Raw genomic sequence first — 20463 nt, forward strand, 5'->3', positions numbered from 1 at the left:
CCGCCGCGCCCGGCTAGAAGGGGACCGCCCGCACCGCCTGCACGGGGTCCGGCCGCGCGGGATTGAGGAGCAGTTCCAGATACTCGCGCTCGTGCAGCGCGTCGATCATCGCCAGGCCCGCCGCCTCGTCGAGCAGCACGCCCCCCCCCGGCTGGGTATGGCCGTAGACGCCGAAGCTCAGGCCCGCCATCCGCACGTACTCGGGGCTGTCGCGGAACCAGCGCTTGGTGCTGGGGTCGGCGTAGAAGAGGTCGTCGTAGTGCAGGTGGGCGGGGAGCGGGGAGACGTGGGCGAACTGCACGTTCCCGACGCGCAACTCGCGGGGAAAGCCCTGCATCCAGGCCCGCAGGTGTTCGGGCAGGTGCAGGCCCCCATGCGCGGGGTCGAACTCCACGTGAATCAGGCCGCTGCTGGTCCCCAGCACATAATGGGGATTCAGCACGGCGGCGTCGTGGTTGCCCAGCAGGAGGTGGACCGCGTGGGGGGCGGCGGCCTGGTAGGCGCGCAACTGTTCGAGGTGCCTCACCTGCTCCCGCGCCGCTAGGAAGAGGTGATCGGGGTTGCGCGGGTCGAAGCGGGCCAGGCCGGTCAACCGCGCGTAATCGCGTTCGTTCTTGGGGTGGACCAGGTCACCGATCAGCACCACCTGATACAGCCCGGCCTGCACCGGTGGGGTGGGCCGCAGGTCGGCGTCCGCACAGCTCGCTGCCCGCAACGCCGCCCACAACCCGGCCCAGTCGGCATGTACGTCGCCCACCGCGATGAACTTCTGCACTGGCCTAGCCCCTCAGGATCGCCTGGAGTTCCTTGTAGATGGCGCGGCTTTCCTCCACCGTCTCGCCGTAGCCGCGCAGCAGCACGCGGGTCGCCTCGCCGCCCTTGCCCGCCGCCTTGAGCTGCTCCAGCAGGTCCTCGATATGGCGGCGGGCCTTTTCCATCTGGGGATCGCGGGGCGGCTCCGGGGGTCGGGCCGCGGGGCGGGCGGCGGGCGCGGCGGCTCCTTCGGCCTCGGCGTCCAGGTCGGCGGTGTTGGGGCCTTCCTCCGGGTCGTATTCCACCCACTGCGCCTCGGTGGGGGTGGGCACGCCGAAGAAGCGCGCGGCGTCGGCCAGGGCGCGCAGCTTGGCGTCCTGCAAGGTGTGGCCGCTGGCGAGGCCCTCGCGGGTGGCGCCCAGAACGCTCAGGCGGGCGCGCGCGACGGGCGGCGCGACGCTCTCGCAGGCCCAGGTCAGCGACCACCCCGGGTCCACGCGCTCCAGGTGCATGGCGAGCGCATCGGGCGCGGGGGCGAGGGTCACGCGGGCCTGGTCCCCCCGCACCTCCGCCACCGCCCAGGCGGTGAGACTGGCGCGCAGGGCCTCACGGACACGGTCAAGGTCGGCCATATGGGCAGAGTCTAGCGGGCGAACCGCCCCCCTGCTGAACCTTTCTTGACCCAGCCGTGCCCCGGCCCTCAGCCGGAGGCGGCAAGCTGGAGGCACCATGAGTGAACTCTCCGACAAGCAGCGCGAGCAGTTGAAAGACCGGCAGTTCGCCTACATCGACCGGCAGGGCGGGCGGCATCTCCCCATCGAGGACGAAACGCACGTGCGAAACGCCGTCGCCCGCTTCTCGCAGACCGACTTCGAGAGCGGCGAGGCAAAACACCAGGCTGCCCAGAAGATTGTCGACGCCGCCCAAAAGTACGGCATCGAGCTGAGTGACGACGACGCGGTGGTGAAGGCGGCCCGCAGCAAGGGCTGACGTCAGCAGCAACCCCCGACCTGGCAGCCGGGGGCTTGCCGTTGGGCGAGTCTGGACGCGGCGGGCACGCACGGGAGGCTTTAGCTCAGGTGAGGAGTCGAATCCGTTCAACGAGAAGTTTCAGCATGGTCAGGATAGCCGTGATGAGGGCCACCCATTCCAGAATCTGCCTCGGTTGAACCCGTTTCCTGGTAGGCTTCTTGTGAGTCAAGAGAGCCCCACCTTTCCGGGCATTCGCTGTTGATCGCAGCGAATGCCCTTTCCTCTTGTCGAGGGGTGGCCTCCCCGGTTCCCGCTTGTCATGCAACCCGCACGCAGGCGAAAGCGGTCTAACAGGGCCGTCGCCCCCTCTGTTATGCATCTGACATTTGTCACCCCGCCCCCCTGACAGGCCGCACTGGGGCAACCGGGAGACGGGGCGCAAGCTGGGGGCATGAACGGAGAAGCGATTGAACTGCGCGGCGTGAGCAAGACGTTCGGGCGGGTGCGGGCGCTGGACGACCTGAATCTGAGTCTCCACGCGGGGGAACTGACGGCGCTGCTGGGGCCGAACGGGGCGGGCAAGACGACGGCCATCGGGCTGATGCTGGGCCTCCTGCGGCCGACGGCGGGAACGGTGCGCGTGCTGGGGCGTGATCCCCGCGACAGCCGCACCCGGACGGAAGTGGGGGCCATGCCGCAGGAAAGTGCCCTCCCCACCGCCCTGAAGGTGCGCGAGGCCGTCACGCTGTTTGCGCGCATGTACCCCGCACCCCTCGACGTGGAGGAGGCGCTGGCCCTGGCCGACCTGCTGCCGCTGGCGGATCGCCGGGCCGGGGCGCTGTCGGGCGGGCAGGCGCGGCGGCTGGCCTTTGCGCTGGCGGTGGTCGGGAATCCGGCGGTGCTGTACCTGGACGAGCCGACGACCGGCATGGACGCCGGGAGCCGGCAGGCCTTCTGGGCGGCGGCGGAGCGCATGAAGGAAGCGGGCAAGACCATCCTGCTCACCACGCACTATCTGGAGGAGGCCGAACGCACCGCCGACCGGGTGGTGGTGATGAACGCGGGCCGACTGCTGGCCGACGGGACCCCCGAACAGCTCCGCGCCCGCATCGCCACCGCGCGTGTGCGCTTCACGTCCGATCTGGTGCTGGCCGAACTGCGGCACCTGCCGGGTGTGGAGGCCGCCGAGGTGGACGCACGCGGGCACGCCACCCTCACCACCCGCACGCCGGAAGCCCTGGTCACGGCGCTGGTGCAGTCCGGTCTGCCCTTCAGTGAACTGGAGGTGACGCGCGCCAGCCTGGAAGACGCCTTCATGAGCCTGACGGCCAGCCCGCAGGCGGTGCCCGCATGACCGCCGTGCATCCGGCGCTGCTGCCGTCGCTGCTGGGGCTGGCCCTGGTGGGGCTGGTGCTGCTGCGCCGCTTTCAGCGCCTCGCCACCCCGCAACCGCTGGACGAACGGGGCCGACGCCGTCTGGCCCGCCGCCCGGTCCTCCTGCTGCTCCTCGCGGGGCTGATCCTGCTGGCGCCCCATTCGCTCACGGGCTACGGCGCGGCGCTGCTGGGCGCACTGGTTGGCGCGGGGCTGGCCTTCTGGTCGGCGCACCACACCCGCTTCGACTTCGGGGCGGACGGCCAGGCCACCCGCTACGTGCCCAACATCTGGATTGGCGGCGGCGTGTTCCTGCTGTTCGTGCTGCGGCTGCTGTGGCGGCTGTGGCCCTTCGTGACCGGGCAGGTGCAGACGGGGGCGGCAGGCTTCGATCCGGCCAGCTTCGCGGGCAGCAGCCCCCTCACCACCGCCCTCTTTCTGGTGTTCGTGGCGTACCAGACGGCCTATGCCTGGCTGGTCCTGCACGCGGCCCGCGCTCCCCGACTCGCCTGAACCCCCCGAGGAGATTTCATCATGACCACCCTGACGCCCACCGCTGCCGTCTCCGCCCGCCGCGCGCCCCTGCTGCCGCTCCTCACCCAGCTCGTGCTGGCCGAACTGCGCCGTTTGGCCCGCAATCCGATGTTCGCGCTGGCGACGCTGGGCTTTCCCATCCTGTTCTTCGCGCTGTTCGGTCTGCCCGCCGTCCACGAGAAGACGGCCGCCGGGGTGAATGTCGGGCAGTACATCCTGGTGAGTTTCGGCACCTACTCGCTGCTGACGCTGGCGATGTTCTCGTTCGGGGCCGCCGTCGCCAGCGAGCGCACCGGGGGCTGGCTGCGGCTGCTGCGCGCTTCGCCGTTGCCCGCGCCGCTGTATCTGCTGGCCAAGGTGATCGCCGCGCTGCTCTTCAGCGCCCTGAGCCTGGCCCTGCTGTACGCCTTCGCGCACTTCGTGGGTGGCGTGACCCTGCCCGCCGGGCAGGCCCTCCTGATCGCGGGCAAGCTGCTGCTGGGCATGGTGTCGCTGATCGCGCTGGGGCTGTGCATCGGCTTCCTGGCGAACCCCACCAGCGCCAGCGTGATCGCCCAGATCATCAGCGTGCTGGTGTCCTTCGGCTCGGGGCTGTTCGTGCCGCTGGATCAGCTCCCGAAGTTCGTGCAGAACCTCGCACCTTACCTGCCCAGCTACCACCTCGCGCAGATCGGCTGGAATACGCTCGCGGGGCAGGGAAACGATGCACCGCACTGGGTCTGGCTGGCCGGGTATACGCTGGTCTTCGCCCTGGTCGCCGCGTGGGCCTACCGCCGCGACGAGGCGCGCGGAGAATAGGGCGGGGCGGGAGGGGCCGGGGGCAGGCGCTTCCCGGCTCCCCGGCGGGAGAGAGGACAGGCATGAAGGTGTTCCGACAGCGACTCACCGTCTGGGACGTGTTCCCGCTGCTGTGGCTGATGTTCCTGGGCTTTCCGGTCATCGGCTTTTTCGGGGAGGCGCGCACCCCCGCGCAGGCGGCGCTGTTCTGGGGCCTCCTGGCGGGCTTCCTGGCGGTGTACTGGCGGGTCTTCATGCGGCCCCATTCGGAACGCTGGGCCCTGATCGGGTGGGCGTACACGCTGCTGACCTACCTGCTGCTGTTCCCCGTGATCGGCGGCACGGCGAGCGCCTTTTTGATCTACGGCGGCAGCCTGATCGGGATGCAGGGCAGCGTCGCGCTGGCGCTCTGGCTGGCCTTTCTGAACGCCCAGGTGATGGTCCTGCCGCTCTGGACCGGGCAGTACGGGACGGGCGACCTCGGCTGGCTGGTGCCGAACGTGGTCTTCACGCTGGTGGCGGCCTACGCCAACCACGCCAGCTACCGTCAGCGGATCACCAGTGACCGCCTCGCCCAAGTGCAGGCCGAAAAGGAAGCCCTGGCCGCCGACGCCGAACGCGAACGCATCGCCCGCGACCTGCACGACCTGCTGGGCCATACCCTGTCGGTCATCGTGCTCAAGAGCGAACTGGCAAGCAAGCTGGCCGAACGTGACCCCGCCCGCGCCGCCGGGGAAATCCGCGAGGTGGAACGCATCAGCCGGGAAGCTCTCTCGGAGGTCCGTGCGGCAGTCAGCGGCTACCGGGGCAGTGGCCTGAAGGCCGAACTCGCCCGCGCGAAGGTGGCGCTGGACGCGGCGGGCGTGCGCCTGGAATACGGCGGCCAGCCCGGCCCGCTGCCCCCCGAGGTCGAACACGGCATGAGCATGGTGCTGCGCGAGGCGGTCACCAACGTGGTCCGCCATGCCCGCGCGAGCGAGTGCCGGGTGAGCATCACGCGGGCGGGCGGTTACTCCCGCCTGGAAATCGTGGACGACGGCGTGGGCGGAGCGGCCCCCGAAGGCACCGGGCTGACCTCCATGCGCGAACGGGTGCGCGCTCTGGGCGGCGAATTCACGCGGGACGGGACAGCGGGAACGAGGCTCGTTGCCAGCTTCCCGGGCGCAGAGGGCAGCGGGCCGAGAGCCGGGAGCGAACGCCTTTCTGGCCCTCTGCCTTCTTCGCCGCGCCGGAGGCCCCAGTGATCCGCGTGCTGCTGGCCGAGGACCAGGCGCTGGTGCTGGGGGCGCTGGCGGCGCTGCTGTCACTGGAAGGCGACCTGGACGTGGTGGGCACCGCGGCGGACGGCGAGGCGGCCCTGAAGCTGGCCTGCGAGCTACGGCCCGATGTGCTGATCACCGATATCGAGATGCCACGCCTGAGCGGGCTGGACCTGGCCGAACGGCTACGGGAAAGTTGCCCGGAGGTCCGGGTGGTCATCGTGACGACCTTTGCGCGGGCCGGGTATCTGCGCCGCGCGCTGGAAGTGGGGGCGCGCGGGTATCTCCTCAAGGACGCCCCCGCTTCCGACCTGGCAGAGGCCATTCGCCGTGTCCATGCAGGTGGACGGGCCATCGACCCCGGCCTGGCTGCCGAGGCGTGGGGCGAGCGCGATCCCCTCACCGAGCGTGAGCGGCAGGTGCTGCGTGAGGCGGAGGCCGGGGCGAGTACCGCCGCCATCGCCGCCCGGCTGGGCCTCTCGGAAGGCACCGTCCGCAATTATCTCTCGGAGGCGATCAGCAAACTCGGCTGCGAGAACCGCATCGAGGCGGCGCGCAAGGCGCGCGAGCAGGGCTGGCTGTGACCGCTCAGCGATCTGCCGCCGTGGGCTGCCCCCACGCCAAGCCCGCCCCGAAGAGCAGCACGAGCGCCGAGACGCCCAGCCCCGCCCGCAGGCCCCCCGCCGCGTCCGACAGCGCCCCGGTCAGCAGCGGCCCCAGCGTCTGCCCGGCGGCGAAAATCACGGTAAAGGCCGCGATGCCCTGACCCCAGGCCGCTTCGGGCAGCGTGCGCCGCGTGAGGATGGTGGTGAAGGTGACGACCGCCAGGAAGCTCCCACCGAACAGCAGCCCGGAGGCGAGCAGCGCGGCGGGCGAGGTGGAGAGCAGGGGCAGCGCCGCACCCAGGGCCAGCGTCAGCATCTGCGCGCCCATCGCGCGGGCGCCGGGGAGGCGGGTGGCGGGCCGCTGCCAGGCCAGGGCGCTGAGCATCACCGCCGCGCCCAGCACCGCCCAGAACATCGTCACCAGATCGCCCGCCCCACCCGCCCGCAGGAACGCGATGATAAAGGTCATGTAGGCGATGTACCCGACACCAAAAGCGGCGTAGGCGGCCAGGGCCCAGGCCAGCGGCACGAGGGAGGCCCGCCGGGTGCCCGCCCCACCCGCCACCAGGTCCGGCAGACGCGCCAGCGCCGGGAGGGTGGCCGCCAGCGCCAGCAGCGACACCGCGCCCAGCACCGCCCAGGCCCCCCGCCAGCCGGAGGCGAGCAGCGGCGGCAGCAGCAGCGCGGACGCCAGAATGCCCAGGCCCGCCCCGCCGTAGAACACACCCAGGAGCAGGGCGCTGCGCTCCGGATGGGCGCGGGCGGCGAGGGCGGCGAGCGCGCCACCGGTCACGAACACCAGGGCGCCCCCCACCCCCGCCAGGAACCGCAGGGCGAGCAGCGCCGGGGCCACCCCCGTGAGCGCGCAGGCGAGCAGGGAGAGGGCGGTCAGCGCCATCCCTCCCGCGAAGACGCCCCGCAGCCCCCAGCGGGCGGCGGCGCGGGTGGCGGTCAGCGCACCCAGCAGGTACCCCACGGCGTTCGCGGCGTTCATCGCCCCGGCCAGCGTGAAGGACCAGTGCAGGTCCGCGCGCATCGCGGGCAGGATCAGCGCGTAGGCGAAGCGCGCGAACCCCAGGGCGACCGCGCCGCCGAGGGAGAGCAGGGCCATCCGCCACAGGGCGCGGGCGAGCGGTTCGGGGACGGTCAAGCGAGGTTCAGGCGCAGGGCACGCAGCCCCCGCAGCGTGAAATTTGGCAGGTACGCGAGGTGCTGTTCGGGCACCCCGTAGTCGGGGAAGCGGTGCAGGAAGCACGTCAGGAAGATGGCGGCCTCCATGCGGGCCAGGCTCGCGCCCAGGCAGTAGTGCGCGCCCGCTGCGAAACTCAGGTGCAATCGGGCGTTCTCGCGGCTCAAGTTCAGGCGCTGCGGGTCTTGAAACACGCGCGGGTCGCGGTTGGCCCCGGCCAGGCTCAGGCCGAGGTGCAACCCGGCGGGCAATTCCACCCCGCCCACCGTCAGGGGCGCCGTGGTGAACCGTCCGGTGCTCTGCACGGGGGAGACGAAGCGCAGCAGTTCCTCCACCGCGTTTCCGGCGCGGGCCTCGGGGTCCTCGGCCAGCCAGGCCCACTCTCCCGGCCAGGCGTGCAGCGCGTGCAGGCTCCCCGAGATCAGGTTGCTGGTCGTCTCGTGCCCGGCGACGAGCAGCAGCACGGCGTTGGCGAGGAGTTCTTCCCCGCTGAGCCTTCCCCCCTCGTCCTCGGCGGCGGCCAGGGCCGAGAGCAGGCCCGGCTGGGGGTGGGCGCGCAGGTCGTCGGCCAGGGTGCGGAAGTAACGGCGCATGGCGGTGGCGTCGGCCTCCACCTGCGCCCAGCGTTCCGGGGTGACGTTCACGCCGCCCAGCAGATCCGTCACGCTGCCCGCCCAGGTCTTGAAGCGGTCGGCGTCCGCACCGCTCAGCCCCAGCATCTGCACGATCACGCTGACGGGGAGGGGCACCGCGAGGGCGCTCACCGCGTCCACCTCTCCCCCGTTGGCGCGGGCCTGCCGGGCGGCCTCGTCGAGCAGGTGATCCGTGAGGGCGGTGATGAACTCGCGGCTCTCCTCCAGCACACGCGGCGTGAAGGCCCGCTGCGCGAGGGAGCGCAGCCGGGTATGGCTGGCCCCGTCGTGGAACAGCATCATCGGGGCCATCAGCCGGGCGGCCTCGCTCTGCATGAAGGCCGGGTCGCCTCCCACCTTGCCGGTGCGGACGTGGGGACTCTTGAGGGCCGCGTTCACCTCGGCATGACCGGTCAGCAGCGCGAAGCCCAGACCGGGGTCGTACAGCACCGGCGAAACGGCCCGGACACGGTCCAGGTAGGCGGGCGGGTCTTCCAGGTGCGCGCCCTGCCAGTAGCCTTGCAGCAGCGTGGCGGCGTCAAGGGCAGCAGTCATGCCCCAGCCTACTCCTCTGCTACGCTGCGCCTCATGCGGTTGGTGGTGGGCGTGAGCGGCGGAAGCGGCATTCCCTACGCGCTGTCGGTGCTGCGGGCGCTGAGGGAACTGGAGGTCGAGACGCACCTGATCGTCACCAGCGGCGCCAAGCGCGTGATGACGGCGGAAGGCGGCCCCCAGCTCGCGGACCTGACGGCCCTGGCCCGCGTCACGCACGATGACCGCGACCTCGCGGCCAGCATCGCCAGCGGTTCCCTTCGCACCGACGGCATGCTGATCGTGCCGTGCAGCGCCGGGACGCTGGCGAAGGTGGCGGGCGGCTTTGCGGACAACCTGCTCGCTCGGGCCGCGCACGTCACCCTCAAGGAACGGCGGCGGCTGGTGCTGGTGCTGCGGGAAGACCCTCTCTCGCGGCCCATGCTCCAGAACATGCTGAGTGCCTTCGACGCGGGTGCGACCGTCATGACCGCCAGCCCCGGCTTCTACCACGCGCCGGACACGGTAGAGAAACTGCTGCATTTCGTCACCGCCCGCGTGCTGGACCAGTTCGGGCTGGACGTGCCGGGGTTCCGGCGCTGGAAGGAGGCAGAAGCGTGACCGGCGTCTGCTTCCTGGCGGGCCGCACCGCCGCCCTGATTCCCGCCGCCGGGTCCGGCACCCGCCTGGGCCGGGGGCCGAAGGCCTTCGTGGAGGTGGCGGGCAAGAGCCTGCTGGCCCGCAGCGTGGCCGCCCTCGCGCCCCTGGTGGACGAGGTGCTGGTGGCGCTGCCGGAGGGGCTCACCCTGCCGGAAGGCGTCCCGGCGCGGGCCATTCCGGGCGGCGAGACGCGGCAGGAGAGCGTCTGGCGCCTGCTGCACGCGACCTCGGCGGACGTGGTGCTGGTCCACGACGCGGCGCGGCCCTTCCTGCCGGAAGGTGTGGTTCAGGCGCTGCTGGAGGCCGTCCCGGAAACCGGCGCCGCCACCGCCGCCCTGCCCGTGGCCGATACCCTGGTGCGGGGCGAGCGGGGCAGATGGGCGGACCTGGTCCCCCGCGCGGGCCTGTGGGCGGTGCAGACGCCACAGGGCTTCCGCCGCGAGCTGCTGCTGCGGGCGCACGCGGCGGCGCGGGCCGAAGGCTTCAGCGCGACGGACGACGCGGGATTGATTGCGCGGCTGGGCTTCCCGGTCACACTGGTCCCCGGCGACGCGCGGCTCTTCAAGGTCACCACCCCCGGCGACCTGGCCCTCGCGCAGGCGGTGGCGGCGGTGTGGGATGCTACGTCCTGAGGAACGGATGCCCCTAGACCCTTTGACCGTTAGACCGTCAGACGGCGGCCAAGCCGCCTCCTACCTCGCCCCCGCCAAAGTCAACCTGGGCCTCAGTGTGCGTGGCCTGCGGCAAGGCGGCTACCACGAACTGCACTCGGTCATGGTGCCGCTGGCGGTGGGCGACGATCTGGAACTTGCGCCCGCCGACACGCTGACCCTGCGGGTGGAGGGGGCGGCCCTCCCCACCGACGAACGCAACCTGGTTTACCGGGCGGCGCGGGCTTACCTGGCCGCGGCGGGGGCCAGCGGCGGCGCGGCGATCACCCTCCGCAAGCGGCTCCCGCTGGCCTCCGGCCTGGGCGGCGGCAGCAGCGACGCGGCGACCGCCCTGATGGCCCTGGCCCGGCTGTACCCCGCGCCCGTGAACCTCCCCGCCCTGGCCCTGACGCTGGGGGCGGACGTGCCCTTCTTCCTGCTGGGGCAGGCGGCGCTGGCGCAGGGGGTCGGGGAAGTCCTGACGCCGCTGCCGGTCCCGCGCGTGCCGCTGGTGCTGGTCAATCCGGGGGTGGAGGTCAGCGCGAAGGACGCCTACACCTGGCTGGACGGGGAGGAGGCCTTCACCCCGGCCCTCGACGTGGAAGGCATCCTCGCCGCCCTCACCGCCCGGCGCGACGTGCCGTACTTCAACGCCCTGCAAGGGCCGGTCGCCTCGCGCCACCCGGCCATTCAGGCCGCCCTTACGGCCCTGTCGGGCGCAGGCCTGCGCTCGCCCTTGATGAGCGGCTCGGGCGCCACCTGCTTCGCCCTGGCCGGAAGTGACGACCAGGCGCACGACGCCGCCCGGCTGATTCAGGCCCGGCAGCCGGGGTGGTGGGTGGTGGCGACAAGGACGCTGTAGGGCGCTGGCGTGCCGGTCTAGAAAGAGGGGGCCTCCGACGCTTTCAGGCGGTCAGACCGTTCGGCGGTTTGACCGTCACGCGGCGCCTTCAGGGCTGGTACGTCTTGAGCACCCCGCCGAAGCCCGGTTGCAGGCGCGTGCGGTAGAACACCAGGCTGATCGGCAGGTTGCTGCCGCTGGCGGGCACGAAGTCGATGTTCAGGCGGTCGGTCTGGGGCCGCCACAGCAGCACGGGCTGGTCGGGCGTGAGGGCGTTCCCGCTGCGGGGCAGCTTGATGGCCTGGGTGATTGGGCCGTCCCCGATATTCATCGCGCCCCGGTACAGGCCGCCGCGGGGGCTGAAGGCGACGGCGGTCCCGGCGACCCCGTTCACCTCCAGGTCGTACAGCACGCCGTAGTTGCCCATCAGGCGCTGGGGGCGGCCCGTCAGCATGTCGGTGCCGGTGAGGGCCGGGTCCACCTGGCCGTCCCCGATTACCAGCCGGGCGGGCAGGGTGGTCAGGTTCACGCGCAGCGACCGCACCGCGTTCGGAAAGGTGCCGCGCTGGTGCCGGTCGTCGGGCTGGAGGTAGGGAAGCTGCTGCACGACCTGCGCGGTGGGCGGCAGGGTGTCTTCCAGCATCACGAAGGTGAGTTCCACCCGCCCCGACGTGATCAGGTCCTGCATCACGTTCACGCCGCTGCCCGCGTTCAGGGTGGGGCTGGCATAGACGGCCACGCTCTGCCCGGGCGCGAGGTTCAGCACGTGCCCGCCCAGGCCCGCGAAGTAGTCCAGCAGCGTGACCTGGCCCAGCAGGGCCTCGATGCGGGTGGGGGCCGTCTCACCCAGGCGCTCGGTGCGGACCTCGACCGGACGCCCTTCCAGGTTGCGGGCCAGGATATAGAGCCGCGCGGGCCGACCCAGCGCGTTCAGGTGGTACGCCAGCAGCCGCGCCCGCCCCGCCACGCTGTCCTGGTACAGCACGCCGCTCTGGGTCGGTGCCTCGGGGCTGTCACTGAACAGCAGCGGGGTGCTCGGGCCGCTCACCGGCAGGGCGCTGACGGCGGGATAACTCAGCACCTGCGGGTCAGGAAAGCGGTCGCCGGGTTCGGCGTACTTCAGGGCGTAGGAGAGGGGCGTATCCACCGGGGCGCCCTCCACCCGGATAATGCGGGAAAAGGGCACGCTCTGGAGGCCCCGGCTGTTGGTGACCTGCAAGGTGACGGTGTAGGTCCCGGGCTGGAAGTACACGTCCTGCCGCCCCGTCCACCTGCGGCCCACGATGTCGGCCCCGTCAGGGTCGAAGGGATACTCGGTGAAGATCACCCGCTCGCCCGGCGCGTAGGTGGTCTTGTCGGTGGAAAAGCGGGCCTGGGGCATCAGCGGGTTGCCCCCCTCGCGCAGCGCCGTGAGGGTGAGGGTCCGGCCGTTCTCGTCCACGGTGAGGTTGGCGTTCAGCGCGTCGGCGAGCAGGCGGACGCTGACGTACAGGGTCGGCCCCACGCTGGTGACGCTGCCGTCGGGCTGCGCCGCTCCCGCCAGAAAAGCCGCGTTGCGGCCCGTGTCCACCGTCAGGCGGCCCAGTTGCACCTGCCCGCCCGACTCCACGAGCGTCTGGCCCAGCAGGGCGGCCGTCTCGCGCAGCGGCAGCATGGTCCGCCCGTTCAGCAGGCGGGGCGGCGCGAGGAGCTGGGTGGCCTCGCCGTTGACATAGGCGGCCGTCTGGTCGGGGGTCACGGTGAGCTGCACCGCACCTAGCGCGGCGACGGGCGCGGCCGTCAGGCCCAGGGTCAGCGCGGCGAGCAGCGTGCGGGACCCGCGCCGGGCCGCGCGGCGCAGGGGCGAGAGCAGAGGGAGGGCGGGCACAGGCACCCGGGAAGTATGCGGGGTCAACCTGATCGCTGTCTGCCCCACCGTTCTCCTGGGGCTAGACCATGAAGAAATCATGAGGGAACCCGCAACTTCAGCTCGGGGACGTTTCGTGGCGCTGCCGCCGGGCCTGACGCAGTTCGGCCGCGATGAAGGCCGCCGTATTCAGGGCGTAGGTGACCGCCAGGAGCGTCAGCAGGGCCGTGCGGGTCGCGGGTTGCGTGGGGTCCAGGGGCGTGGCGAAGCGGGTCAGGCCCGCCAGCGGCGCCAGTCCCGCGAGCGCCGCCCCCCAGGTCAGCAGCAGCACACCGCCCCAGGCCCCTTCCAGCAGGGCCGCGCCGGGGAGCAGCAGCGCGGCCAGGCGGTACCCCGCCGGGCGGCCCTGGCGGGAAGCACTGGCGGGACGCGGAATCAGCAGGGCCAGGATGAGGAGCCCCAGCAGGGCGAGCGCCCCCAGGAACACCCAGCCCAGGCGCACGCTCTGCCCCGGCCCGGGAGACAGGGTGCCCAGAGGGTCGCGCAGGTCGCGAGCCAGAGTCACGCTGAGGTCACCGTTCACGGCGCGGGCCAGGCTGCGGTCGTCGGGGTAGCACAGCCGGGGTTCGGCGGGGCGGTAGGTGCGCTGGAAGAGGGTGCCGGGCGTGGCCGGGGTCAGCCCCAGGTTGTACGCGGCGGCGGCCAGATCGGGCCGCGCGGCCAGGGCGGCGCGGTACTGCTCGCGCGCCTGCGGGCCGTCCCCGCGCGCCTGCGCGATCACGCCCAGGTTGTTCAGCGCGCAGGCGTCACCGGGGGCCTGGGCGTAGCGTTCGCGGGCGGCGCTGTCGTCGCCGTCCAGCTGCGCGGCCAGCCCGGCCAGCAGCGCCGTGTCGGGCACGGCCCGCAGGTCCAGGTCGTCGAGGCGCGCCGCGTACCACCCGCCGCCGTAGGTGCCGATATTCAGCGCGGGGGCATTCAGCCGCGCCGCCGTGGTGTTGGCCCACTGCCACCCCGCCACGCTGACGACCAGCCCCGCGGCGAGCGCCACCAGCAGCAGCCGCTCCCCGGCCGGGGCGTACAGGACGGCGGCCCGCCGAGCGCGCGACAGCGGGTGCCGCACCCAGGACGCCCAGCGCCCCCCCAGCAGGCGGGTGTCTTCCCCCTGGACCCGCCAGGCCCGCACGGTCAGGGTCAGCAGCGCGGCCCCCAGCGCCAGCAGCAGCGCCAGCGTGACCAGCCGCAGGGCGTCGCGGACCCGGCGCGGGGCCTCGGCCCCCAGGTTGTACAGCGTCCCGGCGCGCAGTTCGCGGGTGAACTGCCGCCACTCCTCCGCCTCGCCGCTGCGGCCCTGCGCTTCGAGCAGGTCGGCGTAACGGGCGTACAGGGCCGGGCCGCCCTCGAAGCGGGGGTGCAGGTCGCGCAGGTAGCGCATCCAGACCTCCGCCCGCCCCAGGCGGCCCTGGTCCAGCAGCGTGCCCACGTAGCCGCTGGGATTCCCGTAGGCGAAGAGGGCCTCCCGGCTCACCCGCACCTCCGGGTCGTAGCCGCGGGCGGCGGCGTCCCGGCGGGCGCGGTCGAGGGCCAGGTTGGCGGCGGCCGGAAAGCCGCTGGCGTCCAGCGCGGCCGCCAGTTCCACCCAGGCGGGAAAGGGCAGGTCCCCCCCCAGCGTGCGCCGCACCGCGTTCAGCGTGGCGTAGCGGTCGCCCCGCGCCCCGGCCCGCTGCGCCTCCCGCAACGCCAGGAAGGGATTGAGCGGGTCTTCCCGCGCGGCCCGCGTCAGGTCCTCGGGGGGCACCAGGCGGGCGGCGCGGGCCAGCCAACCGGTCACCTCCGGGTCGGGGGGAAAGACCACCCGTTCCTGCACGTGCCCGCCTTCCCGCGGGTCCCCCAGCGTGAAGCGTTCGACGTACCCGTCGCCCTGGATGCTGGCCCGCAGGGTGCCGCCGCTCGCGTCGAGGGACGTGACCGGCCCGGGCAGGTCGTAGCGGGCCTGCAAGGCGCCGTTCACGCCCAGCGCGTACACGACCGGCCCGACCCCCAGGTAGGTGCTGCCGCCCAGCGTGACCGGGCCGGTCAGGTCGCCCAGCGCGGCGGGATACGTGCGGGACCAGCGCAGGTTCGCCCCGTCCTCGTAGCGCAGGGTGCGGCCCTCCAGCACGGCGTCCGCACCCGCCGCCGACCCGAGGGCGGCCAGCACCGTCAGGGCCAGGGGGAGAACGCCGCGCCTCATGCGGGCCGTTTCTGCACCGTCAGCAGGTGCAGGGCACGGACGGCCATCACGGCGCCCCCCGCCAGCAGGTCGGGCAGGCCACCGTAGCGCGTGGCCAGCAGCACGCCCAGCGGGACGGCGACAGCGGTGGCGAACGGCACGGCGTTCAGCCCCAGGCGCGGCTGGAGGGTCGCGCGGTACAGCGGAATCAGCGCCAGCCCCACCGCCAGCATCCCCACCAGCGTGACCGGCGCGGCGACCAGCAGCGCCCCCAGCAGCGGCGCGACGCCGCCCCCGCCCGCGAAGCGGAAGAACACCGGGTAGCAGTGCCCCAGCACCACGCCCAGGGTCGCCACCCAGGTGAAGTCCGGCGTGAACCAGCGGGCCAGCAGCACGGCGGCCACCCCCTTGAGCACGTCGAAGGCGGTCACGCCCAGCGCCGCCGCCAGGCCGTGCTGCCGGTAGGTCCCGCTGCCCCCGGGCAGGTCGCGGTCACGGATGTCCGCCCCCAGCGCGCGCGAGTACAGCACGCCCGCCACCAGGGAACCGAGCAGATACGAGGCGAGGGCGACCAGGGCGAGCATCGGCCCGCATTCTAGAGGCCCCGGCGTCCCGGCAGCCCTCAGCCCGGGCGTGACGGCTTGCCCCGCGCCCTAGACTCTGCCCATGACCTCCTCCTCTCCCCTCTCGCGGGCGGAACTGCGGCGCTACTCGCGGCAACTCCTGGTGCCGGAATGGCTGGAGGCGGGCGCGCAGGAGCGGGTGCGGGCCGCCGGGGTGCTGGTGGTCGGGGCGGGCGGCCTGGGCGGGCCGGTGATCCTCCAGCTCGCGGGGGCCGGGGTGGGGCGGCTGGTGATCGCGGACGGCGACACGGTGGACCTCAGCAACCTGCACCGCCAGACGCTCTTCACGGCGGGCGACGTGGGGCGGCCCAAGGCCGAGGTGGCGGCGGCGCGGGCGCAGGCCCTCAATCCCTACGTCCGGGTGGAGGTGGCCGGGCGGCTGGACGCCGCGAACGCGGACGCTCTGGTCGGCCGCGTGGACCTGGTGGTGGACGCCACCGACAATTTCGCGGCCCGCTACGCCGTCGCGGACGCCTGTCTGCGCGCGGGCCGCGAATGGGTCTGGGGCGCGGCGAGCGGCACCAGCGGCCTGGTCAGCGTGTTCGGGCCGGAGTTGGGGCTGCGGTCGGTCTTCCCCGACCCCGGCGACGCCGAGTCCTGCGACGAGGCGGGGGTGCTGGGACCCGTCCCCAATCTCGTGGGCAGCGTGATGGCCCTGGAAACGCTGAAGGTGCTGGGCGGCGTGGGCGACGCCCTGCGCGGCCGCCTGTGGACCTTCGACGCGCTGAGCGGGCGTGTGCGGGTGCTGAATCTGCGGGGGGCCGGGACCGGCGGCTGAGCTTTGTCCGGCCGGAGACAGCAGCCCGGCGGGAAAAAGGCCCCCGGCGCGGGTCTTGCATCCTGGGAAACGTGTGTTACTGTGCATTTGAGCCAACAATTCGCTCAAATCCACCTTTCGGAGGTCCACGCATGGCCAGAACCACGCAGTCCGCCAACGCCAAGGGAGCCGCCCGCACCAATGCCGGAGACGGCGAAGGCACTTCCGCCGGAAGCGGCAAGATCGCCAAGACGCAGATCATCGACCAGGTCGCCGACCGGACCAGCCTGAGCCGCAAGCAGGCGGGCGAGGCCGTCGCCACCCTCCTCGACGGGATCGCGCAGGCCCTGCGCGAGGGCAAGACGGTGGGCCTGCCCGGTCTGGGCACCCTCAGCGTCACGCAGACCGCCGCGCGCCAGGGCGTGCGCCCGGGGACCAGCGAGAAGATTCAGATTCCGGCGGGCAAGAAGATCCGCTTCAAGGCCGCCACCACGCTCAAGGGCAACCTCTAAGAACACTCCAGTCCGGCATGGGGCGGCGTTCTTCCGTCCCATGTTGTCGTTCGCCAGCTTGTTTGTAACCTGTCCTACCTGCGGGCGGGCAGGGGGGGATTAGCTTGAGCCTCAAGATGCACAAAGTCCTCAGTCTCGCGCTGGCCGTGCTGGTGGGCAGCGCCGCCGCCAAGCCTATCGTCGTGGGCAGCAAACTGGACCCCGAGGCGCAGATTCTCGGGCAGATGATCGTCCTGACCCTCAGAAACGCGGGCCTGGAGGTCACCGACAAGACCAACCTGGGCGACACCGGCGTGAACCGCAAGGCGCTCCTGGCGGGGGAGATCGACGTGTACCCGGAATACACCGGGAACGCCGTGTACCTCTTCCCCCAGGCCAAGATCAGCGCGAAGGAGGCGGGGAACCCCGGCAAGATCTACGGGTACGCCCGGCAACTGGACGCGAAAAACGGCATCACCTGGCTCAAACCCGCGCAAGTGAACAACACCTGGGTGATCGCCGTGCCGCAGGCCCTCGCGCAGCAGCAGAAACTGAGCAGCGTGGCCGACCTGGCCCGCTATCTCAAGGCAGGTGGCCAGTTCAAGATCGCGGGCAGCCCCGAGTTCTTCGACCGCCCCGACACCATGCCCGCCTTCGAGGCCGCCTACGGCTTCAAGCTGCGGCCCGACCAGAAGCTGGTGCTGGCGGGCGCGACCCCGCCCCAGACCCAGCAGGCGGCGGCGAACGGCACGAGTGGCGTGAACGCCGCGATGGCCTACGGCACCGACGGCACCCTCGCCGCGCTGAAGCTGGTGGCCCTCAAGGACCCCAGGGGGGCCCAGGCCGTCTACCAGCCCGCGCCGATCATCCGCACCGAGGTGCTGAAGGCCCATCCGCAGATCGCCGCGCTGCTGGACAAGACCTTCGCCACGCTCACGCAGTCCATCCTGCAAGGGCTGAACGCCCAGGTCGCCCTCGAAGGCCGCACCGCGCAGGACGTGGCCCGGAGCTACCTGGAGAGCAAGGGGCTGATCAAGTGAACCTGAGCGGCTTCTTCCCGCGCTGGGACAAGCGCCTCGCGTGAGCCTCCCGGGCCAGCGGGGGGCGGGAGTCCGGCCGGCTGCCGCCCCCTCGCCTGTCCCCGGTGGTACGGGAACTGTCCTGCTGCTGGCCACCCTGCCCATGCTGGCGGGCGCGCTGCTGCCCTGGGTGCTGCTGCGCCCCAACCGCCTCGCGCCGGGGGAATACCTGCGGCTGCCGCCTGCGCTGGCGGGAACCGGCGTGCTGCTGGCGGCGTTGCCCCTCCTCACGGCCCGGTTCCTGCCGCGTCTGACCTGGCTGCCCGCGCCGCTGGCCGTCGTGGTGGGGTTCTGGTGGCTGGGCAGCCAGGCCCAGGCGGCTCTGGTGCATCAACCCCCCTTCGCGCGGGCGAGTGCGGCCAGCGGCGTGTGGCTGTTCCTGCTGGGGGCGGGCATCGGCGTGTACGGGGCGGGTCTGCTGGCCCGTTCACGCGCCGGACGCTGGCTGGCCTGGGCCTGGCTCCCGCCGGTCGCGGCCCTGTTCGTGTCCGGGCACCTGAATGCCTGGTCGGTCCTGGTCGAGGGCCGGAACGAGGGGCCGCGCTGGGTGCAGGAACTCGGGCAGCATCTGCGGCTGGTCGGGGGGGGCTGGGCCTGGCCCTCCTGATCGGCGTGCCGCTGGCGGTGTGGGCGGCGGGCCGCGAACGGGTGGCGGCGGTGGTGCTGGGCGCGGCGAACGGCATCCAGACTCTGCCCAGTCTCGCGCTGCTGGGTCTCCTGATCGCGCCGCTGTCGGCCCTGGCGGACACCTTTCCGGCCCTGCGGAGCCTGGGCGTCAGCGGCATCGGCGTCGCCCCGGCCCTGACGGCCCTGACGCTGTATGCGCTGCTGCCCATCCTGCGAAACGGTGTGGTGGCGCTGCGGGGCGTCCCGTTCGGCACGGTGGACGCGGCGCGCGGCATGGGCATGACCGCCGCGCAGCTCTTCTGGCGCGTGCGGCTGCCGCTGGCGCTGCCGGTGTGGCTGAGCGGTGTCCGGCAGGCCGCCGTGCTGCTGGTGGGCGTGACGGCGGTGGCCGCGCTGATCGGGGCGGGGGGCCTGGGCACCTACATCTTCAAGGGCCTGCAAAGCGCCGCCGCCGACCTGATCCTGCTCGGCGCCGTGCCCGCCGCGCTCCTGGCCCTGCTGCTCGACGCCGCGCTGCGCGGTCTGGAAGGGGTGCTGGGGCGGCGGCTGGGGAGGGTGGAGTGAGAGGGGCGGCAGTATGCGGTTTTTCCCGCGTCCCGCGCGCCGCCGCCCGCCGCCCTTCCCCGGAGCCGTCATGATCGAACTGCAACATCTGGAAAAACGGTACGGGGACACCTGGGCCGTGCGTGACCTGAGCCTGGTGTTCCCCGAAGGCGAACTCACCGCGCTGCTGGGTCCCTCCGGCTGCGGCAAGACGACCACGCTGCGGATGATCAACCGCCTGACCGAGCCGAGCGGGGGCCGCGTCCTGCTGGGCGGACGTGACACCCGGGACTTCCGGCCAGAAGACCTGCGGCGCGGCATCGGGTACGTGATCCAGCAGATCGGCCTCTTCCCGCATCTCACGGTCGCGCAGAACGTGGCGACCGTCCCCGACCTGCTGGGCTGGGACCGCCGCCGGACGGCCCGCCGGGTGGACGAACTGCTGGCGCTGGTGGGCCTCGATCCCCCCGTGTACCGCGCCAAGCGACCGGGCGAACTGTCCGGCGGGCAGGCACAGCGCGTCGGGGTGGCGCGGGCGCTCGCCGCCGACCCGCCCGTCCTGCTGATGGACGAGCCGTTCGGCGCCCTGGACCCCCTGGCCCGTGACCGCTTGCAGGAGGCCTTCCGGGGCATCCAGCAGCGCCTCAGAAAGACGGTCGTGCTGGTCACCCACGACATCGACGAGGCGCTGCGCCTGGGGGACCGCGTCGCGCTGATGCGGGGGGGAACGCTGGCCCAGTTCGGCACGCCCGACGACCTGATTCACCGCCCCGCCAGCCTCTTCGTGCGGCAGTTCCTGGGCGAGGACGCGGCGCTGCGGCAACTCGCGGGCCGCGCCGCCGCCGAGTTCGTCCGGCCGGGTGATGGGGCGGGCCTCCCCACCGTCGAGGGCACCCTGGATGCCCGCAGCGCCCTGGGCGTCATGCTGCGCGAAGGCTCGGACGCGCTGGCCGTCACCCAGGACGGCGTCCCGCTCGGCGTGCTGCGCTGGGAGGCTCTGCAAACGCAGGAGGCGCAGGTATGACCGCCCTGCCCTCCTCCCGGCCCACCGGGGGCGTGCGCTGGAATGTGGTCATGTGGCCCGCGTTGCTGGCCGTCTGCCTGCTGCCCGGCGTGCTGCCCCGGCTGGTGCAACCCCTGTCGCCGGGGGCCCCCCTCACCTTCGATCCGCCCCTGTGGCAGCTCACCCTGACACACCTGGGACTGGTGCTGCTCGCCACGGCCGCCGTGCTGCTGATCGGCGTGCCCCTCGCGGTCGCCGTCACCCGGCCCGGGCGCGAGGCCCCGCGTCACCTGACGGAACTGCTGGTGGGCCTGGGGCAGACCGTCCCGACCCTGGCGATCCTCGCGCTGGCGGTGCCCGCCCTGGGTTTCGGCTGGGCACCGACGCTGCTGGGCCTGATCGTCTACGGTCTGGTGCCGGTGGTCAGCAACGGCGTGGCGGGCCTGCTGGCGGTGGACCGGGGGGTGCTGGACGCGGCGCGCGGCATGGGGATGACGGACCGGCAACG

23 protein-coding genes (1 of these 23 only partly in view) are annotated in these 20463 nt (G+C 72.6%); 16 read left to right on the forward strand and 7 right to left on the reverse strand.

The genetic code is table 11. The features are described 5' to 3' along the window. Positions 1-13 precede the first annotated feature (13 nt). Together E5F05_RS19980 and E5F05_RS19985 are read right to left on the reverse strand one after the other, a co-directional pair. Positions 14-775, reverse strand: coding sequence for a metallophosphoesterase (locus tag E5F05_RS19980; protein ID WP_129120392.1), 762 nt, complete (start codon positions 773-775; stop codon positions 14-16). A gap of 4 nt (positions 776-779) precedes the next feature. After that, positions 780-1385 (reverse strand): single-stranded DNA-binding protein, encoded by a 606-nt coding sequence (locus E5F05_RS19985; RefSeq protein WP_129120393.1) that lies wholly within the window; start codon positions 1383-1385, stop codon positions 780-782. Positions 1386-1482: 97 nt separating this feature from the next. On the opposite strand from E5F05_RS19985, the gene E5F05_RS19990 reads away from it, so the two are divergent. The 6 genes from E5F05_RS19990 to E5F05_RS20015 all read left to right on the forward strand — a co-directional run bounded on the left by E5F05_RS19990 (position 1483) and on the right by E5F05_RS20015 (position 6253). Continuing rightward, complete coding sequence (locus E5F05_RS19990) at positions 1483-1743, forward strand: DUF6582 domain-containing protein (protein WP_129120394.1); 261 nt, start codon at positions 1483-1485, stop codon at positions 1741-1743. Between the two features lie 433 nt (positions 1744-2176). Beyond that, positions 2177-3079 (forward strand): ABC transporter ATP-binding protein, encoded by a 903-nt coding sequence (locus E5F05_RS19995; RefSeq protein ID WP_129120395.1) that lies wholly within the window; start codon positions 2177-2179, stop codon positions 3077-3079. After that, entirely contained in the window at positions 3076-3612 is a 537-nt protein-coding gene (locus E5F05_RS20000) for a CcdC protein domain-containing protein (protein ID WP_129120396.1), read from the forward strand. The genes E5F05_RS19995 and E5F05_RS20000 overlap by 4 nt, the downstream gene beginning before the upstream one ends. A 21-nt stretch (positions 3613-3633) precedes the next feature. Then, positions 3634-4431, forward strand: coding sequence for an ABC transporter permease (locus tag E5F05_RS20005; RefSeq protein WP_129120397.1), 798 nt, complete (start codon positions 3634-3636; stop codon positions 4429-4431). A gap of 62 nt (positions 4432-4493) precedes the next feature. Then, positions 4494-5654: a sensor histidine kinase gene (locus tag E5F05_RS20010; protein ID WP_129120398.1), complete on the forward strand. Its 1161-nt coding sequence runs from the start codon at positions 4494-4496 to the stop codon at positions 5652-5654. After that, positions 5651-6253 carry a response regulator transcription factor gene (locus E5F05_RS20015; RefSeq protein WP_129120399.1) on the forward strand — a complete coding sequence of 201 codons (603 nt, stop codon included), beginning with the start codon at positions 5651-5653 and terminating at the stop codon, positions 6251-6253. Before E5F05_RS20010 ends, E5F05_RS20015 begins: the two co-directional genes overlap by 4 nt. A gap of 4 nt (positions 6254-6257) precedes the next feature. Here the strand turns inward: E5F05_RS20015 and E5F05_RS20020 are convergent, their stop codons facing one another. Next, positions 6258-7424: a YbfB/YjiJ family MFS transporter gene (locus tag E5F05_RS20020; RefSeq protein WP_241687248.1), complete on the reverse strand. Its 1167-nt coding sequence runs from the start codon at positions 7422-7424 to the stop codon at positions 6258-6260. Then, entirely contained in the window at positions 7421-8650 is a 1230-nt protein-coding gene (locus E5F05_RS20025) for a cytochrome P450 (RefSeq protein ID WP_129120400.1), read from the reverse strand. The genes E5F05_RS20020 and E5F05_RS20025 overlap by 4 nt, the downstream gene beginning before the upstream one ends. Before the next feature lie 33 nt (positions 8651-8683). On the opposite strand from E5F05_RS20025, the gene E5F05_RS20030 reads away from it, so the two are divergent. Genes E5F05_RS20030 through E5F05_RS20040 form a run of 3 tightly spaced genes read left to right on the forward strand, consistent with a single transcriptional unit; the run spans position 8684 to position 10798 of the window. Further along, positions 8684-9247: a UbiX family flavin prenyltransferase gene (locus E5F05_RS20030; RefSeq protein WP_129120401.1), complete on the forward strand. Its 564-nt coding sequence runs from the start codon at positions 8684-8686 to the stop codon at positions 9245-9247. Further along, entirely contained in the window at positions 9244-9918 is a 675-nt protein-coding gene (ispD, locus tag E5F05_RS20035) for a 2-C-methyl-D-erythritol 4-phosphate cytidylyltransferase (RefSeq protein ID WP_129120402.1), read from the forward strand. Before E5F05_RS20030 ends, ispD begins: the two co-directional genes overlap by 4 nt. A gap of 7 nt (positions 9919-9925) precedes the next feature. Further along, positions 9926-10798: a 4-(cytidine 5'-diphospho)-2-C-methyl-D-erythritol kinase gene (locus E5F05_RS20040; protein WP_129120403.1), complete on the forward strand. Its 873-nt coding sequence runs from the start codon at positions 9926-9928 to the stop codon at positions 10796-10798. Positions 10799-10886: 88 nt separating this feature from the next. On the opposite strand, the gene E5F05_RS20045 is transcribed toward E5F05_RS20040, so the two are convergent. From E5F05_RS20045 to E5F05_RS20055, 3 genes are all read right to left on the reverse strand, one after another. After that, the gene (locus E5F05_RS20045; RefSeq protein WP_241687249.1) at positions 10887-12644 is read right to left on the reverse strand and encodes a stalk domain-containing protein; all 1758 of its coding nucleotides are present in this window, start codon (positions 12642-12644) and stop codon (positions 10887-10889) included. 97 nt (positions 12645-12741) lie between these two features. Continuing rightward, positions 12742-14853 carry a hypothetical protein gene (locus E5F05_RS20050; protein WP_129120405.1) on the reverse strand — a complete coding sequence of 704 codons (2112 nt, stop codon included), beginning with the start codon at positions 14851-14853 and terminating at the stop codon, positions 12742-12744. Continuing rightward, on the reverse strand, positions 14850-15416 hold the full coding sequence (locus E5F05_RS20055; RefSeq protein WP_129120406.1) for a glycerol-3-phosphate acyltransferase: 567 nt from the start codon (positions 15414-15416) through the stop codon (positions 14850-14852). The genes E5F05_RS20050 and E5F05_RS20055 overlap by 4 nt, the downstream gene beginning before the upstream one ends. Positions 15417-15498: 82 nt before the next feature. Here E5F05_RS20055 and E5F05_RS20060 point away from each other — a divergent pair, with 82 nt between their 5' ends. The 7 genes from E5F05_RS20060 to E5F05_RS20085 form a co-directional block, all read left to right on the forward strand. After that, positions 15499-16233: a HesA/MoeB/ThiF family protein gene (locus E5F05_RS20060; protein ID WP_129120407.1), complete on the forward strand. Its 735-nt coding sequence runs from the start codon at positions 15499-15501 to the stop codon at positions 16231-16233. A 131-nt stretch (positions 16234-16364) separates the two neighbouring features. Further along, complete coding sequence (locus E5F05_RS20065; RefSeq protein ID WP_129120408.1) at positions 16365-16724, forward strand: HU family DNA-binding protein; 360 nt, start codon at positions 16365-16367, stop codon at positions 16722-16724. 116 nt (positions 16725-16840) lie between these two features. After that, positions 16841-17743: an ABC transporter substrate-binding protein gene (locus tag E5F05_RS20070; RefSeq protein WP_129120409.1), complete on the forward strand. Its 903-nt coding sequence runs from the start codon at positions 16841-16843 to the stop codon at positions 17741-17743. A 142-nt stretch (positions 17744-17885) separates the two neighbouring features. Further along, the gene (locus E5F05_RS21790; protein WP_244944502.1) at positions 17886-18389 is read left to right on the forward strand and encodes a hypothetical protein; all 504 of its coding nucleotides are present in this window, start codon (positions 17886-17888) and stop codon (positions 18387-18389) included. Between the two features lie 5 nt (positions 18390-18394). Continuing rightward, positions 18395-18973 (forward strand): ABC transporter permease, encoded by a 579-nt coding sequence (locus E5F05_RS21795; RefSeq protein ID WP_244944503.1) that lies wholly within the window; start codon positions 18395-18397, stop codon positions 18971-18973. A gap of 70 nt (positions 18974-19043) precedes the next feature. Further along, positions 19044-19976 carry an ABC transporter ATP-binding protein gene (locus tag E5F05_RS20080; protein ID WP_129120411.1) on the forward strand — a complete coding sequence of 311 codons (933 nt, stop codon included), beginning with the start codon at positions 19044-19046 and terminating at the stop codon, positions 19974-19976. Then, positions 19973-20463, forward strand: the 5' portion of a protein-coding gene (locus E5F05_RS20085) for an ABC transporter permease (protein ID WP_129120412.1). Its footprint extends 256 nt past the window's final position; 491 of the gene's 747 nt are visible here — the first part of the coding sequence; its start codon is at positions 19973-19975; its stop codon lies off the right edge, out of view. Before E5F05_RS20080 ends, E5F05_RS20085 begins: the two co-directional genes overlap by 4 nt.

The sequence above is a fragment of the Deinococcus metallilatus genome, from assembly GCF_004758605.1.
Lineage (GTDB): Bacteria > Deinococcota > Deinococci > Deinococcales > Deinococcaceae > Deinococcus > Deinococcus metallilatus.